16 protein-coding genes are annotated in these 15879 nt (G+C 60.7%); 11 read left to right on the forward strand and 5 right to left on the reverse strand.

Going from position 1 to position 15879, the window contains the following annotated elements; genetic code table 11:
• Positions 1-9: 9 nt before the first annotated feature.
• The 10 genes from AC5LBQ_RS02415 (at position 10) to AC5LBQ_RS02460 (ending at position 10521) form a co-directional block, all read left to right on the forward strand.
• Positions 10-1848 carry an N-acetylmuramoyl-L-alanine amidase gene (locus AC5LBQ_RS02415; RefSeq protein ID WP_493264525.1) on the forward strand — a complete coding sequence of 613 codons (1839 nt, stop codon included), beginning with the start codon at positions 10-12 and terminating at the stop codon, positions 1846-1848.
• Positions 1849-1915: 67 nt separating this feature from the next.
• Complete coding sequence (locus AC5LBQ_RS02420) at positions 1916-2764, forward strand: DsbA family protein (protein WP_307742254.1); 849 nt, start codon at positions 1916-1918, stop codon at positions 2762-2764.
• Between the two features lie 69 nt (positions 2765-2833).
• A complete protein-coding gene (locus AC5LBQ_RS02425) occupies positions 2834-3766 on the forward strand; it encodes a cytochrome c biogenesis CcdA family protein (RefSeq protein ID WP_493264526.1) in 933 nt (310 codons plus the stop codon).
• 41 nt (positions 3767-3807) lie between these two features.
• Positions 3808-5289: a magnesium transporter MgtE N-terminal domain-containing protein gene (locus AC5LBQ_RS02430; protein WP_493264527.1), complete on the forward strand. Its 1482-nt coding sequence runs from the start codon at positions 3808-3810 to the stop codon at positions 5287-5289.
• Positions 5282-5836: a DUF1003 domain-containing protein gene (locus AC5LBQ_RS02435; protein ID WP_297345688.1), complete on the forward strand. Its 555-nt coding sequence runs from the start codon at positions 5282-5284 to the stop codon at positions 5834-5836. Before AC5LBQ_RS02430 ends, AC5LBQ_RS02435 begins: the two co-directional genes overlap by 8 nt.
• Before the next feature lie 59 nt (positions 5837-5895).
• Positions 5896-6873 carry a 23S rRNA (guanosine(2251)-2'-O)-methyltransferase RlmB gene (rlmB, locus tag AC5LBQ_RS02440; RefSeq protein ID WP_493264534.1) on the forward strand — a complete coding sequence of 326 codons (978 nt, stop codon included), beginning with the start codon at positions 5896-5898 and terminating at the stop codon, positions 6871-6873.
• A 210-nt stretch (positions 6874-7083) separates the two neighbouring features.
• Entirely contained in the window at positions 7084-8604 is a 1521-nt protein-coding gene (gene cysS / locus AC5LBQ_RS02445; protein ID WP_493264528.1) for a cysteine--tRNA ligase, read from the forward strand.
• Between the two features lie 22 nt (positions 8605-8626).
• Positions 8627-9385, forward strand: a complete 759-nt coding sequence (locus AC5LBQ_RS02450) for an AzlC family ABC transporter permease (protein WP_493264529.1) — start codon at positions 8627-8629, stop codon at positions 9383-9385.
• Positions 9382-9705 carry an AzlD domain-containing protein gene (locus tag AC5LBQ_RS02455; RefSeq protein WP_493264530.1) on the forward strand — a complete coding sequence of 108 codons (324 nt, stop codon included), beginning with the start codon at positions 9382-9384 and terminating at the stop codon, positions 9703-9705. The genes AC5LBQ_RS02450 and AC5LBQ_RS02455 overlap by 4 nt, the downstream gene beginning before the upstream one ends.
• Positions 9706-9786: 81 nt before the next feature.
• The gene (locus AC5LBQ_RS02460) at positions 9787-10521 is read left to right on the forward strand and encodes a phosphoglyceromutase (RefSeq protein WP_297588920.1); all 735 of its coding nucleotides are present in this window, start codon (positions 9787-9789) and stop codon (positions 10519-10521) included.
• Between the two features lie 70 nt (positions 10522-10591).
• On the opposite strand, the gene AC5LBQ_RS02465 is transcribed toward AC5LBQ_RS02460, so the two are convergent.
• Entirely contained in the window at positions 10592-10825 is a 234-nt protein-coding gene (locus AC5LBQ_RS02465) for a hypothetical protein (protein WP_491680895.1), read from the reverse strand.
• Between the two features lie 140 nt (positions 10826-10965).
• On the opposite strand from AC5LBQ_RS02465, the gene AC5LBQ_RS02470 reads away from it, so the two are divergent.
• A complete protein-coding gene (locus tag AC5LBQ_RS02470; protein ID WP_282922572.1) occupies positions 10966-11448 on the forward strand; it encodes a CarD family transcriptional regulator in 483 nt (160 codons plus the stop codon).
• A 118-nt stretch (positions 11449-11566) separates the two neighbouring features.
• On the opposite strand, the gene AC5LBQ_RS02475 is transcribed toward AC5LBQ_RS02470, so the two are convergent.
• From AC5LBQ_RS02475 to AC5LBQ_RS02490, 4 genes are read right to left on the reverse strand one after another with little or no spacing between them, the layout of a single operon-like run.
• Positions 11567-11878, reverse strand: coding sequence for a P-II family nitrogen regulator (locus tag AC5LBQ_RS02475; RefSeq protein WP_282922571.1), 312 nt, complete (start codon positions 11876-11878; stop codon positions 11567-11569).
• Entirely contained in the window at positions 11875-13509 is a 1635-nt protein-coding gene (locus AC5LBQ_RS02480; RefSeq protein WP_493264531.1) for a DUF1538 domain-containing protein, read from the reverse strand. The genes AC5LBQ_RS02475 and AC5LBQ_RS02480 overlap by 4 nt, the downstream gene beginning before the upstream one ends.
• Entirely contained in the window at positions 13510-14187 is a 678-nt protein-coding gene (locus AC5LBQ_RS02485) for a P-II family nitrogen regulator (protein WP_296182877.1), read from the reverse strand.
• Complete coding sequence (locus AC5LBQ_RS02490) at positions 14180-15676, reverse strand: DUF1538 domain-containing protein (RefSeq protein ID WP_493264532.1); 1497 nt, start codon at positions 15674-15676, stop codon at positions 14180-14182. The genes AC5LBQ_RS02485 and AC5LBQ_RS02490 overlap by 8 nt, the downstream gene beginning before the upstream one ends.
• Positions 15677-15879: the final 203 nt, after the last annotated feature.

The following is a 15879-nucleotide window of genomic DNA, read 5'->3' on the forward strand; positions in this document are numbered from 1 at the left end:
AGGAGCAACATGCCCAACTGGGAGGAATTCGACACCTGGGAACCGACCCAGGACTACCCTTCTGCTCCTCCGGCGCGCTCTTCCTCTCTGGGTAAGCTCCCCAGCCGCCGCCTGCCCCCAGTCCCGGATTCTGACCACAACCCCGACCACAACCCTGCGGATGCTAACGCTGCCAACTTTTTTGAAGAATTTTCCGCCGCTGCTGAAGCAGCAGGAGCGGCCAGCGCCAACCAGGTACCCCAGCTCCCCTACGGGGATAATCCGGGGATTGCCGCCCTGCTGGCGAATGCCCAAAATATGTTAAACGCGGACGGGCCGGAACAACAGAATTCGCACTTGTCCAGCCCAACTGAATCGAAAACCCCGGAGCTTCCAGCCACGGAAGTCCCCGAAGCGATGCGCGAGGATTTTGACGCCACCCTTGCCCCGGGGGAACCCGCCACCCCGGCCATGCCGCCGGCACGAACCGGGAGCGCAACCGGGCAAGGGCGCAAACCCACCCAACGCCGCCCCGAACCGGTCCATTCCGAGGGATGGAAGTCTTTGGTGTCCGGATGGGACGACCTGGGCGCGACCAGCGCCGCAGCCGCAGCACCACCCAAAGCAGATGCCCTGGGGACCGGCGCAAATCCCCTCACTAACACGCCGCAGCGAACTTCCAAACGAGCCGCGGCACACCCGGATGCGGACTGGGAACACCTCCACTCGGTCTCGCCGCGCACCCCGCAGAGCACTTTGGACACTTCCTCCACGCGATCGGATTTGTCCGAACCACGTTGGAAGTCCCTCACGGCCCAAACCCCGGAAGGTCCCTCCAAGTTACGGTTGCGCCGGGTGGGCACGGGAACCCCCGAACCGCGGCCGAACGATGGGATTTCACCGCTGGTACTCCTGGCCGGAGGAATTATCCTGTCCCTGGTCAGCGTGGGCATAGGGGTCAGTGTGGGCATGAACGTGGTGCCGCACCCAACTGTGACTGTCACAGCTACCCCCAGCGACTTTGCCGAACCGAACCCAAACAATCCCGATTCCATCGGGAACGCCAAACCTTCCGAAGACCCCGATGCCGGGGCGGCCGGAGGCCTGAAAGGGTTGAAAGTCGTCCTCGATCCGGGGCACAATGGCGGTAACGCCGCAGCTTGGCAGCAAATCGGGGCGAATGTTCCCGATGGGCGCGGCGGCCAAAAACCTTGCAACACCACCGGCACCGCTACCGCTGACGGCTATACCGAGCATGAGTTCAACTGGAAGATTGCGAACGCACTTAAGACCAAGCTGGAGGCCGAAGGAGCCACCGTGTTCCTGACGCGCGACTCGGATCAGGGAGTGGGGCCGTGCGTGGACGCCCGTGGTCAGTTTGCACAAAAGGTCGGGGCTGACGTCATGGTTTCCATTCACGCCAACGGGACCACGGACACGTCTCAGCACGGATTCTTTGTGATGATTTCCGACCCGCCATTGAACGAGGCCCAAAAGCAGCCCGCCTCCGATTTGGCTGCCAAACTGGTCAAGGCGCTCCAGGAGGGGGGATTCGCGCCGCAGTCCGGAGGATCTATCAGTAGCGGGGTGTGGAAACGTTCCGATTTGGCGACGTTGAACTCTGCTGAGGTGCCCGCCGCAATGGTGGAACTCGGCGAGATGCGCAACCCCGCTGATGCCGCCCTTATGAAGTCGGATACCGGTCAGGAACGTTACGCCCAATCCTTGTTCGACGGCCTGAAGGCGTGGGCGGAGGCGACCCGACCGGCTGCCAGCCCGGCGACTTCTCCTGCGACCTCACCGGACGCCCCGCAGCAGTCTCCCGCCGCGGAGTCCGCCTCCCCGGCCGCCCCCACAGGCGGACAGTAGCCGCCCGGCGGCATACCGGGCTTCCGCTATGCTTGACTCAAGGAAGTATTTGGAAATATGAGGGACAATGAGCGATAAGGACAAATCTGTGGAACGTAGCGCCGCCAACGTGTGGGCTTTGAAAATTATTGGCGTCCTGGCCATTGTGGTGCTTTTAGTCATCGCGTTTTTTGTGGGGCGCGCCACGGCTCCGGGAGCAAACAACCCGGCAGCCTCCCCCAGCGAACCCGCAACGACCAGCGGCACCGCTGCGGGCGATGGGCAAAAGGCCGTGGCGGACTTTGTGGCGCAAACGGGCTTGGTCCCCGGTCAAGACTTCGCCTCCTCGGTCACGAACGAAGGCGGGCTGGAAGCCATGAAAATCCTGCGGGACGGGGCCGATGAGCCCGGACGCACCCTGGGGAAACCCGATGCCCCGGTGACGCTGACAGTTTTGAGCGATTTTTCCTGCCCGATGTGTACCAGTTGGGGCAACGATACATTGCCGAAACTACAGAAATATGTCGACGACGGCACCCTCAAAATTCAATGGCACAACATGGTGATATTTGCTGACCAGTATCGTTCCGACGTGGCTGCGCGGGGTTCGATTGCGGCGATGAAACAGGGCAAAATGTGGGATTTCGTGCGGGCCGCTTACGGGACCGCACCCGAAGGTGAACACCCCACTTATGACGAAAACAAGGTCATCCAGATCGCCCAATCCGTTGGCATCACCGACTTGGGACGATTCAAGTCCGATATGAATGCCCCGGAAACCCAAGCTACCGTTTCCGAGGAAACCGATTCGGGACATTCGGTAGGAGTCAACGGCACCCCGTTCTTTGTGCTGGGGGATTCCACGATTTCTGGAGCCTACCCGATTGAGTACTTCGAGCACTCTATCGAGTACCAAAAATTCTTGGCCACAAAGTAGGTCCTGGCAGCTGGCCACGTCATTTTTTAAACACACTGCGGGAGATAGGCCCGCGGGGAAGGAAGCGGAATGGACTCGGTAACCTTCGCGGTGGCGTACGCCGGGGGGATTCTGACCCTGTTTTCACCCTGTTCCGCACTGCTAATTCCGTCATTCTTTTCTTACGCTTTTTCCTCAAAGACGAAACTGGCGTCCCGCACCGCCGTGTTTTTCCTGGGGCTCATGGCGGGATTGCTGCCCACCGGGGCCGCTTTCGGCGCCATCGGAGCGGTGCTGAACGCGAAACTGCGCGGTCTGACCGTGTGGGCGGGGCTAATCATCGTCCTGTTCGGGGTGTGGCAGGCCTTAGCACTACCGGTACCGAACTTTGGGAGCCTGAAAAGCCGGTGGCAGCTGTGGAAACAGCGCCGCGCCGCGCAACGCGCCACCCGGCGAGGCCCGGTTTCGGGCGACTCCCCGCGGGATGGAAACACCCCGGTCGAACGTACCTCCCCGGCAGCGATTTTCCTGCTAGGACTGACGTACGGGGTCGCTGCGACCGGCTGTCAAGCCCCGATTTTGGGCTCTATCCTCGCTTTCAGCGTCAGCGGCGGCTCCCCGGTGACCGGATTCTTTACCATGTTTGCGTTCGGCCTGGGGATGTTTACCCCGGTCGCCGTGCTGTCATTCTTGTGGAATCTGATTCCGAATCGGGTGCTGCGCCCTCGCCCCCTCAAGGTTTTGGGTCGGGATTCTACCGTCGGAAACCTGGTTTCTGGACTGTTGATAACCCTGTTGGGACTGGTAATGATGCTGTCGGGTCCCGGCGGTCTGGCTACTTCCCTGCTGTCCGCCAGCGCCCAGTCCAATCTGGAGTTCGCGGTGCAACGCACCCTCTCCGGGATTCCCAACTGGCTGTTCTGGCTGCTCGCGGCGCTACTGGCCGCCTTCATAGTGGTCTACCTGTGGGGAAAGCGCCGCCCCCGCCCTTCTGAGGACACCGCGCCCGACCCCGCCTCGTGAAGTTTCCCACCGCTACCGGCACAAACAGGTAGGATTTACACGTGAGCAGAGACGAAGTGGAACGCGTCTTCGTGGGACGCCTAGGGGGAACCGCCGTGTTCGATCCCATTGGGGATCCGGTGGGAAAAGTTTATGACGTGGTGGTTTTGCTGCACCGTCGGCCGCCTGTCGCTGTCGGTTTAGTGGTGGAGGTAACGCGCGCTCACCGGGTTTTCGTACCCATCACCCGGGTCACTGCCATCAAATCCGGTGCCGTGATTACGACCGGGCTGGTAAACCTGCGCCGTTTCCAGGCCCGGCCCTTGGAAACCTGCGCGATTCAAGACGTGCTGGATCGGGTTGTGACGCTGAAGGACGGTTCGGGTCAGGCTCAGATTCTGGACTTGGGTATCGAGCGGCAAAAGGACCGGACCTGGGCTGTCACTGAACTTTACGTGGCTCGGTCCCGCCGGGGGCCTTTCCGCACCAGGCTTGGGGAAACCTTGCATGTGGGAATCGAGGAAGTCACCGGTTTGACCGTGGGGGGCGCTGATCAAGCGGCGGATTCCCTGCTGGCCACGTTGGGCGACATGAAACCCGCCGATATGGCTGACGCCCTGCACGATTTGTCCGATTCGCGGATGCTTTCCGTCGCTTCCCAGCTGCCCGATAGCCGCCTGGCTGACGTGCTGGAAGAGTTGGAGGAGGACGACCAGGTTAAGATTGTTTCCTCCCTGGATCCGGCGCGAGCCGCCGATGTTTTGGATGTTATGCAGCCTGACGACGCCGCCGACCTGGTGGCTGAACTGCCGCAGGAAGTCGCGGCAAACCTGCTGGAACTGATGGAGCCAGAAGAGGCGAAAGACGTGCGGCGTTTGCTGGCCTACGATGAGGAAACGGCCGGCGGCCTGATGACCACCGAACCGGTGGTGCTGGCTCCGGACGACACGGTCGCCACCATGCTCGCGCACGTGCAGCGCCGAGACATTCCCCCTGCTCTGGCCGCTATCGCGATGATTGCTCGCCCGCCCCTAGAGACCCCCACCGGAAAATTTATCGGGGTCGTTCACCTGCAGCGAGCTTTACGTGAACCGCCCCACATCATGCTGGGAAACATTGTCGACACTGACCTGGAGGCCGTGACTCCGGATCGTTCAGTAGACTACCTGACGCGTACCATGGCGACCTATAACCTGACCGCTATCCCGGTCGTGGGGCCCACCTCCGGTTCCCTGCTGGGCGCTGTCTCGGTCGACGACGTTTTGGACCACCTGCTGCCTGACGACTGGCGGTGGGATGACCGCGCCGAAGCCGAACAAGCCGCCATTGCGGAAGCCGAAGCCGCCGCCGGAGACGAGGAAACGCAACAAGACACTGCTTCGGCCTTGGCCTCTGACGATGCGGAAGGCGCTCCCGGCGATGAGGACGACGACCCCGCCCTTCACCACCCGATGAGCACCGTCTCGGCAAATTCGGCCCGTCACCCACAGACACCCCCAGAAACAGGTAAAGAGGCAGGTAAGGAGGTCAGCCCCGATGTCTAAGGGATTGGAGACCCCCACCGAAGGGCGCCGCGGAGTGTTCGGACGCCGGCGCCGCTCCCAAATCGGCGCCCAGGATCGTTCGCTGTTTACCCGGGTTGCGGAAAGTACCGCCCGCTTCATGGGTACTTCCAAGTTCATTTTGTGGATGACGGTTTTCGTGGCGGTCTGGATTATCGCGAACCTGATATTGACCCAATCCCTTGGGGATAACCCGTGGGATCCCTACCCGTTTATCCTGCTAAACCTGATGTTTTCTACCCAAGCCTCGTACGCTGCGCCGCTCATTATGTTTGCGCAAAACCGGCAGGACGACCGCGACCGGGTCATCGCGGAACAGGACCGCCAGCAGGCCGCCCGGACTTTGGCCGATACCGAATACCTAACCAGGGAAATTGCTGCCCTGCGTTTGGCGGTGTCCGAGCTGGCGACCCGCGATTTTGTGCGTTCGGAAATTCGTGACCTGCTCGACGAGCTGGAGCAGCGCGCCGCTGACACCTCCGAAGATTCAGACAACACCCGCTCCGGCTCGGATTCTAACCAGCGCTAACGACCTGCCCACCCCGGGAACACCGCGAGTTTGCGCCCGGCAAAAACACGTTGGGTAAAATGGTCGGCATGAGTCCAAAGAAATCTGCTTCACATGCCCCGAAAGGCAGCGGCGGGGTCCGCCGACACCGCTTGAAAGGCAAAGGGCCGACCCCGAAGGCCGTCAATCGCCCTTACCACCAGGCCTATCGCGACCGTCTGGAGGCGGAACGCAAAGCCACCCATACCTCGGGGGTGACCCAGCGGGCGGCGGCGAAGGGCAAGTACCGACCCGCTACTGCTGCTGACAGCGAAATCATTTTCGGGCGCAACCCGGTAGTCGAAGCCGCCGCGGCCGGAGTGCCGCTAAAGCGCCTGTTCGTCTCCGCCACGCTCATGAAAGACGAGCGCCTGTCCAAAGTGGTGCAGCGCGGGGCCGCTTCGGGAGCGGAGCTGCGAGAATGCTCTCCCGCCGACCTGGACCGTATCACCGCGGGGGGAACCCATCAGGGAATCGCGGCGGAAATCGCGGCTTATGAATACGCCGAAGTCATGGATCTGTGGGACCGGGCGGTGACTCGGGCCAAATCCGAGCCGCAGCGTCCCCCCTTGTTCATTGTGTTAGACCAGGTCACCGACCCGCACAACCTGGGGGCGACGCTGCGTTCCGCAGCGGCGTTCGGAGCTGACGGGGTCATAATTGGCGAGCATCGTTCGGCTTCCGTAACCGCGGCCGTGTGGAAAGTTTCGGCGGGGGCGGCGGCGATTGTGCCAGTCGCCAAAGCGCGGAACTTGACTCATGCTCTGCAGCAGCTGCAGGCGGAGGGGGCGTTTGCTATCGGCTTGGACGGCGGGGGAGAAGTGGATTTGCCCGCTTTGACACTGGCGGATCAGCCCCTGGTGGTCGTGACCGGCTCCGAAGGCAAAGGGATTTCCCGGCTAGTGCGCGAAACCTGCGATCAGATTGTGTCCATCCCGATTGATAAACGCATGGAATCCCTAAACGCCGCTGTCGCCACCGGCATCGCCCTGTACCAAATCGCTGCCCTGCGGGGCTAGGCGAGCGGACTGCCCCGAGTTTGGGGTTTGCCTGGCACGAATGACCGTTTTCACTGCGCTTCGAGACGACCGCCTCAAATTAAAATCGGTTCTACCAGCGGTTTTACATACCAGAGACCCGGACAAACCCAAAAATCTGTTTTATGATCGGTCACTCGTGCATTTGCACGATTACTGCCCCAAGCCGGACCGAGCCAGTAGACTTAGCACATGAAGATTTTTGATTCCGCCACGCATGAAGTCCGCGACTTTGAGCCGGTCACGCCGGGAAAGGTGGGGCTCTATCTGTGCGGACCAACGGTGCAGGGGGCGCCTCACCTGGGACATTTGCGCGCCGCACTGAACTTTGACGTGCTGGTACGCTGGCTGCGCCGACAGGGATACGCGGTGACTTACGTGCGCAACGTCACCGATATTGACGACAAAATTTTGACTAAATCAGCCGCTGCCGGCGTGCCGTGGTGGGAGCTAGCGGCCCATTTTGAGCGGGAATTCGACTTTGCCTACCGGGCTTTGAATACCGTGCCCCCGACCGTAACTCCGCACGCTACCGGGCATATTCCCCAACAGATTGCGCTGATTGAGCGCTTGCTCGAGCGCGGTCACGCCTACAGTGACACGAACGGTAACGTGTATTTCTCGGTGACGTCCCTGCCGGACTATGGCGCGCTGACAAACCAGCCGGTCAGCGAACTCGCTTCTACCGAGGACGAATCCCAAATCGACACCGCCACCGAGGCGGGCAAGCGCGACCCTCGTGACTTTGCCCTGTGGAAGGCCGCGAAAGACGACGAACCCACCGATGCGGCTTGGGACGCGCCCTGGGGACGCGGACGTCCCGGCTGGCACCTGGAATGCTCCGCCATGAGCCAGGCTTACCTGGGCGACACGTTCGACATTCACGGCGGCGGGCTGGACCTGCGCTTTCCCCACCATGAAAACGAGATGGCGCAGTCTCACGGGGCGGGCTGGGGATTTGCCCGCTACTGGATGCATAACGCCTGGCTGACGCTCAAGGGCGAAAAGATGTCGAAGTCGGTCGGTAACGTGGTCGGGGTGCGCCGCCTGTTGGAGGATTGGGATCCGGCGGTGGTGCGAATGTCCGTGGTCACCACGCACTATCGCACAAATCTGGAATACTCCGAGGATTCCTTGAAACAGGCGGCTTTGTTGTGGGACAAATTCACCAGTTTCCTCCAGCAAGTTCCGGGGCCTGCTCCGGCGGGGGCGGTGGTTCCGGAGGTCTGCAATATCTATGGCGACGTTGAGCCGGACCTCGCTCGGCAACGCGAACTGGCCGCGGTCGAGTTACCCGATGACTTTGTGGCGGCTTTGGACGATGACTTGAATGTTCCTGGCGCCCTCCCGGCACTGCACCGCACCCTAAAAACCGGCAAAGCGGCCTTGGCCAGCGGGGACACGGCTGGCGCTCAGCAGGCCGCCCGGCAGTTGCGCGCCATGCTGGACGTGTTCGGTTTGGACCCGGCCGACCCGGCTTGGGCCACGCCAGCGACCGCAACCGAGACTCCCGGCGCCACCCCCAACACCGCGCAGACCCCAAACGAAACCCTGGAAGCACTGGTCACCGCCCTTTTGCAGCAGCGTGCTGACGCGAAAGCGCAACGGGATTGGGACCGTGCCGACGCGATTCGCGACCTGTTGCAAGCCCACGTCGCTCCGGTGGTGGACACCCCCGCCGGAGCCCAGTGCGGCCCGGTCACGTTCGGTTAGCCCCGTAAAGCAGGTCAGACTGTTGAAAACACACGACTTTACCGCGGGAATCAAGGCGGGACTTCCCATCGGGCTGGGCTATTTCGCGGTTTCTATCGCTATCGGCATGTATTGGGCGCAAGGCAAGCTACCGCCCCTGTCCTCGGCTGTCTTTTCCCTCACCAATATGTCCTCAACCGGCCAGTTTGCCGGCACTACCATCATCGCCGCCCAGGGCGGCCTGGTGGAGCTGGCCGTAACCACGGCGCTGGTGAACCTGCGCTACCTGCTGATGAGTACCTCCCTGTCTCAACGCCTGACCAGTACCAATCCCCGCCCGGTCGGCAGCCTCAAGCGGATGGTGATGGCGCTGGGGGTCACGGACGAGATTTACGCCATCAATATCGGGCGGACTCACGTGGGTTTCGCGCATTATCTGGGTTCGATGATTCTGCCGATTCTGGGCTGGGTGTCAGGCACCCTGGTCGGGGCGTTCGTGGGCGAGGCGCTGCCCAAAGCGGTGGAAAACGCGGCAGGAATTTTGCTTTACGCCATGTTTATCGCCATCGTCATGCCTCCGTTTAAACAGTCCTCGCAGGTAAAAATCGTGGTGGCCATCGCGGCCGGGACTTCAGTCGCCCTCGCTTTTGCCCCGGTCGTGTCCCAGCTGTCCTCCGGCTGGCGCATCATTATTGCCACCCTGGTGGCCGCGGGGCTGGGTGCGACGTTCTTTCCGCATCAAGAGCCGGCAACCGGCCCGGAACTGTCCGGCGGCGAAGCGGAGAAAGCGGGCGAACTATGAGCTATTTAGTCCAGGCTATCCTGGTGACCGCGCTGGTCACATACACTTTGCGCGCTCTGCCGCTGCTGGTGTTACGCCGGGACATCAAGTCTCCTTGGATTAATTCTTTCCTGTACTACGTGCCGTGGGCGGTGCTGGCCGCGATGATTATTCCCGCCGCGTTCCTCTCGACCGGTTCCCTGATTTCCGCAGTGTTGGGCATTGGGGTGGCTCTGGTGCTGTCGTGGCGAGGTCAGTCGCTGTTCGTTGTGGCTGTCGCCGCGGCACTGACGGTGTGGGTTTGTGAGGTCGCACCAGGGTTCTTGCCCGCCCTTTCGTGAACACTCACCAATGGCGTGGCACACCAGAAAACCGGGACCAAAAGCCCTATGACGGGCAAAGGCCTGTGGAAGAATGAAACTATGACGTACAAACTTGTGCTGCTCCGCCACGGCGAGAGCGAATGGAATGCAAAAAACCTGTTCACCGGGTGGGTTGACGTGCCTTTGAGCGAAAAAGGCCGCGCCGAAGCTACCCGCGGCGGCGAACTACTTAAGAAGGAAGGCATCCTGCCTGATGTCCTGCACACCTCCCTGCTGCGCCGCGCGATTATGACCGCCAACCTGGCGTTGGACGCGTGCGACCGGCACTGGATTCCGGTGCGCCGCTCGTGGAGGCTGAACGAACGGCACTACGGCGCCTTGCAGGGCTTGAACAAGAAGGCTATCCGTGACGAATACGGCGAGGACCTGTTCATGCAGTGGCGCCGCTCCTATGACGTGCCGCCGCCCCAGATTGAGCTCGGTTCCGAGTTCAGCCAGGATGCCGATCCGCGTTACACCGGCGAGCCGATTCCGCGTTCGGAGTGTCTCAAAGATGTGCTGGAACGTGCGCTGCCCTACTGGAGTGACGCGGTCATCCCCGACCTTAAGACCGGCAAGACCGTCATGGTGGCGGCTCACGGCAACTCGCTGCGCGCCATTGTGAAGCACCTGGATTCCATCAGCGATGATGAGATTTCAGGCCTGAACATCCCCACCGGGATTCCGCTGTACTACGAGCTGGGTGAGGACTTCAAGCCTGTCGCCCACGGTCGCTACCTGGATCCGGACGCGGCTGCCGACGCCATCAAAGCGGTGGCTAACCAGGGCAAATAGTTCATTTAAACATGTGTGGGGCGCTTCGGCATACCGAGGCGCCCCATGTAATTGCCGGTCGTTGCGGATTCTAGAACTCGGTGCCGCGCGAAGGCTCCGCTAAAATCCCGTGCCGCCGAACCTGATAGACCGGCGGGTCGAGCAGTTCCGCTTCGGCTCCGTGCAAAGCCGCCACATCCGCGGCTTGAGAAGCCACCACCCGGCGTGCCGCCTTGACTGCTTTCCGTTTTACCGGAGCGTTTGTTAGGTCAATACCCTGCTTTTTTTTACGGTCGGACTTCTTTTTTCTTTTCGGTTCAATCATTGTTACCTCGGTAAAAATTCGTGCTACGGGGGGCATTTTTTCGCGCCATTGCGCCAAAAGTGAGCGTAGCTTTAATTGCTCTTTACCACAAAATCGTGATAATATAAGTATATCCACCTCAAAAACGGGAGATTTTCAATATGACATTTAAGGTTGGCGAAACCGTTGTTTATCCCCATCATGGGGCCGCCACGATCGAAGAGATCACAACCCGCGTTATTGGAGGTGTGGAACGCGAATATCTCAAGCTCCGTGTAGCTCAGGGCGACCTCACCATCCAGATTCCGTCTGAGAACGTAGAAATGGTCGGAGTGCGCGACGTGGTTGATGAAGCCGGACTGGAGCACGTCTTTGAAGTGTTGCGCGCCAAGAAGACCGATGAGCCCTCCAACTGGTCGCGACGTTACAAGGCCAACGTAGAAAAAATCGCTACCGGCGACGTAGTCAAGGTGGCCGAAGTCGTGCGTGACCTGTCCCGCCGTGACTCGAACCGCGGACTGTCCGCCGGCGAAAAGCGGATGCTGACCAAGGCACGTCAGATTCTGGTTTCCGAGCTGGCCTTGGCTGAGAAAACCAACGAAGAGGACGCTTCGTTGCGCCTAGACGAAGTTCTGGCTTCCTAAGACACCATAACTTTTGCAAATAATAGTTGGAGGTTTTCCTCCAACTATTATTTTTTGCCCGTATTACCCCGTTTTGTACGCTTCGGACGCTTTGGAAGTTTCGGACGCTTTGCCGCTCCTACTCGGTCGGTTGGTAAAGCCCGCGCACGCGAACCGTGTTTTGCACGAAAACAATGCCGTTCCCGGGCTGGCGCAATTCCAGAGTTTCGTAGATGGTTTCCACTATTTGCGGGGCTTTCGCCTGGTCGGCCAGGATTATCACCAGCTCTTTTTCCGGTTCAATCCCCAAACCGAACAGGGTGGCGGTTTCGTGGACTCCAGAGCCGCGCGCATTAATAATCGTCCCGCCGTGCGAGCCGGCCTGCACCGCCGCGTCGATGACTTCTTCGGCGTGGCCTTTTTCCACAACGGTCAATATCGCCTGAATCATGAGTTTTCCTTCTTTCCGTGGCCAGTTTCAGCCGGTTGATGCCCTGCCGAGACGGCAGCAGTGCGGGGGGTGGATTTCGCACAAGCGGTGGGGGATGCGAGAGAGTCAACGTCACCAGTCGGGGTGGGGCCGGCCCACGGGTCGCTGTTCCGCAGGTTGGTGCGGCGCCGAGCGCGAGCCTGGAATACGACACCGAGCAGCTGCAACACAATCGGGGGCATCAGCGCGACCATCGTGATGAGTCCCAAACCGTCCTCTACCACGTCTGCAGTAGGGGTGCCCGCGGCCGCGCCTTGAGCAAAAGCCAGCACAAACGTGGTCAGCATCGGGCCGGGCGCGACCCCGCCGCCATCAAAAGCCAGCCCGCCGAACAACTCTGAGGACACGAACGTCAACCCGACCGCCACTAGATATCCCGGCAACAGCATGTGCCACAACTCTAAACTGGGTATCACCAGACGCAACGTAGACAACAGAACTGCCGAGCCCACCCCTAGTGCCATCGCCGCCATCACGGCAGAGGCGCGCACCGACCCGGAAGTGACCTCCTGCACCTGCTCGGTCAGGACGTGTACCGCCGGTTCCGCCAGCACCGCCAGGAAACCCAGCGTGAAAGCGATGGCCAGCAGTAGCGGCGCACTACCCCGGAGCGCCAAGCTCACCCCGATTGTGCGTCCCACGTCCATGAAACCGCCGTTTGCGCCGGTCAGGAAGAAAGTCAGACCCAAGAACGCCATAACGATACCCGCGATGACGCTGCGGCGCGCTGACTTGTGCAGCCTGAACACCGTGAAGTTACCAATCAGGAACAGCGCCAGCAGCGGGGCGAGGGCGAGGCTGACGCTGCGGGCTTCCATCGGAAAATGTTTCACCAGCGGTTCAAAGAGGTGGGTGGTGTCCGGAGTCAGGGTCGGTCCGGTAGTCGGCAAAGCGCCCAGGTGCAGCAGGATAGACGTGATTTGCAGGGCTAAAATCGCCCCCACGCAAGCAATCGCCACCAGCCCGAACGCGTCGGATTCACTGCGGGCCGAGTCGCGTTTCATCGACGCTACCCCGGTGGCGAAAGCCAGCACGACCGGCACCGTCAGCGGCCCGGTCGTGGCGCCGGACGCATCAAAAGCAATAGCCAGATACTGCATGGGCGCCACCAGTGCCAACAGCGCCACCAGGCCATAAGACGCCAGCAGCACCCAGCGAAGTTTCCAGCCACGCAAAATCCGCACCATGCCCAGGCACAGCAGTACCGCCAACCCGGCTGAAACCACTACAATCAGCAAGATAGAGGACACAATTCCGCGGGTCAACGTGTTGACCTGCGCCGCATAGATGAGAATATCCGGTTCCGCCATGGTCAACAGGAAACCCAGTACAAACGTGAGCGTCATGACCACCGAAATCCGCCCGGACTTGACCACGGTCGAGGACATAATCCGTCCGATGGGGGCGATACCGACCTCGACCCCCAGCAGGAACAGCGACAGCCCGGCGATTATCGCGATGGCACCCAGGCCGAAACGCGGCAACAGTACTCCCGGCAGGGGAACGACCGTGAGATGCACCAACACCACAACACCAGCTATGGGAAGGACCGACTTGGTCGTTTCCCACAGCTTTGCGGTTAAGGTATTCATCTACGCTCCCTGGTACAGCCCACTGACAGCGACCACATTTTGGGTGAAAAGAATGCCGTGGTTGGGTTTTTCCAAATCGAGACGCTGGTCGATGGCGTCCTCAATCTGAGGGGCGCTCTGCGCGGAGGCCAGCATAAACACAATGTCCTTTTCCGGTTCGATTTCCATGCCCAGCACCAGTTCTGTTTGAGCAATCCCCGAGCCGCGCCCGGCGATGACGGTGCCTCCGCGAGCTCCGGCACTTTGCGCGGCCTCAACCACATCCTCGGCCCGGCCGTGCTCGACAATGATGGTGATGAGCTGCCACTGTGCCGGTTGCACGGCATGGTCCGCGGGGGGTTCGGGCCAGCGTTCAATGGCAGACGTTCCCGCGATGCCCTCCATCTCGACCGCAAAAGCAATACCCCGGTTGGGTTTCTCAAAGTGGAAACGTTTTGCCAGCGCCTGCATCGCCGTGCTGGCGGTGGCGGTGTCGGCACCCATGATGAGGACTTCTTTGCGGGAATCCACCACGCCGATAGCGTTGAGCCACTTGTTCTTGATGGTGCCACGTCCCAGCATCACTGTCGCACCGCGAATCCCGTGTTTTTTCGCTTCGGCAATAACTTTGGAAGCCATCTGGTCATTGACCACAACGTAGAGCAGCACCGCGTCCTTATGCCAGTCTTTCTCAAGCATGGGAAACCTTCCTTGTCTTAGAAGAATATATTAGTCCGAGAATTTGAATGGTAATCAGCGGTGTCATGGCGACCGTTGCGATTACCCCTAGTCCGTCCACCACCACGTTTGCTCCAGGTGTCCCGGCCGCCGCTCCTTGGGCAAAAGCCAGCACGAAAGTAGCGGTCATGGGCCCGGACGCCACCCCGCCGGAATCGAAGGCGATGCCGGTAAACAGCGGTGGAGCGTAGCGCATCATGATGACAGCTACCACGTATCCCGGCAGCAGGATGTGCCATAGCTCCAGCGTGGGCACGAGGACCCGCGCGGTGGACAGCACGACCGCCACGCCCACCCCTAGTGCCAGCGAAAACATCACCGCTTTGCGGTGCACCGCCCCGGCCGTAACGTCCTCGACCTGGTCCATCAGTACGTAGACTGCCGGTTCGGCCAGAATCGTCACGACCCCCAGCCCGAACGCCACTGCCAGCAGCACGGCGGGATGCTGGTTAGCGGCCAGCGTTTCACCGATAGTGCGGCCCACATCCATGAAACCCGCGTTGACCCCGGTCAGGAACGTAACCAGGCCGACGTAGGAAAACACCAGGCCCAAGATGATACGACGCAGTTTCTCCGCGGTCAGGGGGAAAAACTTTGCTACAGCTCCTACCACGAAGGCGGTGAGAATCGGAGTCAATCCGAGCGCCACGTCACGAACCTGACGGGGAGCCTCTTCGGCCAGCGCCGCCAACGGGCTGAGATTCAATACTTCCGGGGCGGGAATGTCGCGGGGAATCTCTCCCAGCCGAAAGATGACGGCGGTAACTAGCACCGCCACAATTGCCCCCGCGGAAGCAATTCCCACCAGCCCGAACGCATCAGCTTCACCGCCGCGGGAGTCCTTTTTCATCGCAGACACGCCCGCCGCCATCGCTAAGATGAACGGCACGGTCAACGCCCCGGTGGTGGCTCCTGAAGCATCGAAAGAAATCGCGAGGTACTCGGTGGGAGCGAAAAAGCCTAGGACCGCCACCAAAACATAGGCGCCCAGAAGGATGAATTTCAGAGGGATGGAACGGATAATGCGCACCATGCCGATAGTCAGAAGCGCCGCTATCCCCAGGCTCACCACCAGCACCAAAAAGAGTTTGCCCAGTAACCCGCCAGTGATCAGCTCGACTTGGCCACCGTAAATATGCAGGTCAGGCTCCGCTACTGAAATGAACAGGCCCAACACAAAGGTTGCTGATATCACGACCGAAAGCCTGCCGGACCGAGCGATGGCGTGTCCCAGCAGCTGCCCGATGGGGGTCAGGCCAATGTCTACTCCCAACAGGAAAATCGCCAAACCCACGATAATTGCGAACGTGCCCAAGGCAAAACGCGCCGGCAGCGAGCCCTCCAGAGGAACCAGCGTGAGTGCCAAAACCACGACAATTCCGACAATAGGCGTCACAGAAAACAGCGTCTCTTTCAGCTTTCGCAGCGGTGCAGAAAAATCAGCAAGCAAAGCGGCTCCTCCATAGGGGGGTTTATGCCAGTTTATCAAGTTGTCCAACCGAAGAGCACCGCGCCGGTTGCGCAAGTGAGCCCGGCCGCGAGGTCTGGCGGCGTTCGGGGGGATGCCTCTCAGTCGCAGAAATGGGGTCCCGTTCTGTTTTTCTAAGCGGGCAAGCCGCTAAGAAAAACTACGAACACCCGTGTCATGCCAGG

This window comes from Mobiluncus sp. (assembly GCF_985070215.1).

Excerpts from the sequence above, each read along its gene's own strand:
- AC5LBQ_RS02465 (WP_491680895.1), bottom strand. The coding sequence starts at position 10,825 with ATGATTGAACCGAAAAGAAAAAAGAAGTCCGACCGTAAAAAAAAGCAG.
- AC5LBQ_RS02475 (WP_282922571.1), bottom strand. The coding sequence starts at position 11,878 with ATGATTCAGGCGATATTGACCGTTGTGGAAAAAGGCCACGCCGAAGAA.
- rlmB (WP_493264534.1), top strand. The coding sequence starts at position 5,896 with ATGGTCGGCATGAGTCCAAAGAAATCTGCTTCACATGCCCCGAAAGGC.
- AC5LBQ_RS02460 (WP_297588920.1), top strand. The coding sequence starts at position 9,787 with ATGACGTACAAACTTGTGCTGCTCCGCCACGGCGAGAGCGAATGGAAT.
- AC5LBQ_RS02435 (WP_297345688.1), top strand. The coding sequence starts at position 5,282 with ATGTCTAAGGGATTGGAGACCCCCACCGAAGGGCGCCGCGGAGTGTTC.
- AC5LBQ_RS02480 (WP_493264531.1), bottom strand. The coding sequence starts at position 13,509 with ATGAATACCTTAACCGCAAAGCTGTGGGAAACGACCAAGTCGGTCCTT.
- cysS (WP_493264528.1), top strand. The coding sequence starts at position 7,084 with ATGAAGATTTTTGATTCCGCCACGCATGAAGTCCGCGACTTTGAGCCG.
- AC5LBQ_RS02425 (WP_493264526.1), top strand. The coding sequence starts at position 2,834 with ATGGACTCGGTAACCTTCGCGGTGGCGTACGCCGGGGGGATTCTGACC.
- AC5LBQ_RS02415 (WP_493264525.1), top strand. The coding sequence starts at position 10 with ATGCCCAACTGGGAGGAATTCGACACCTGGGAACCGACCCAGGACTAC.
- AC5LBQ_RS02420 (WP_307742254.1), top strand. The coding sequence starts at position 1,916 with ATGAGCGATAAGGACAAATCTGTGGAACGTAGCGCCGCCAACGTGTGG.
- AC5LBQ_RS02485 (WP_296182877.1), bottom strand. The coding sequence starts at position 14,187 with ATGCTTGAGAAAGACTGGCATAAGGACGCGGTGCTGCTCTACGTTGTG.
- AC5LBQ_RS02455 (WP_493264530.1), top strand. The coding sequence starts at position 9,382 with ATGAGCTATTTAGTCCAGGCTATCCTGGTGACCGCGCTGGTCACATAC.
- AC5LBQ_RS02470 (WP_282922572.1), top strand. The coding sequence starts at position 10,966 with ATGACATTTAAGGTTGGCGAAACCGTTGTTTATCCCCATCATGGGGCC.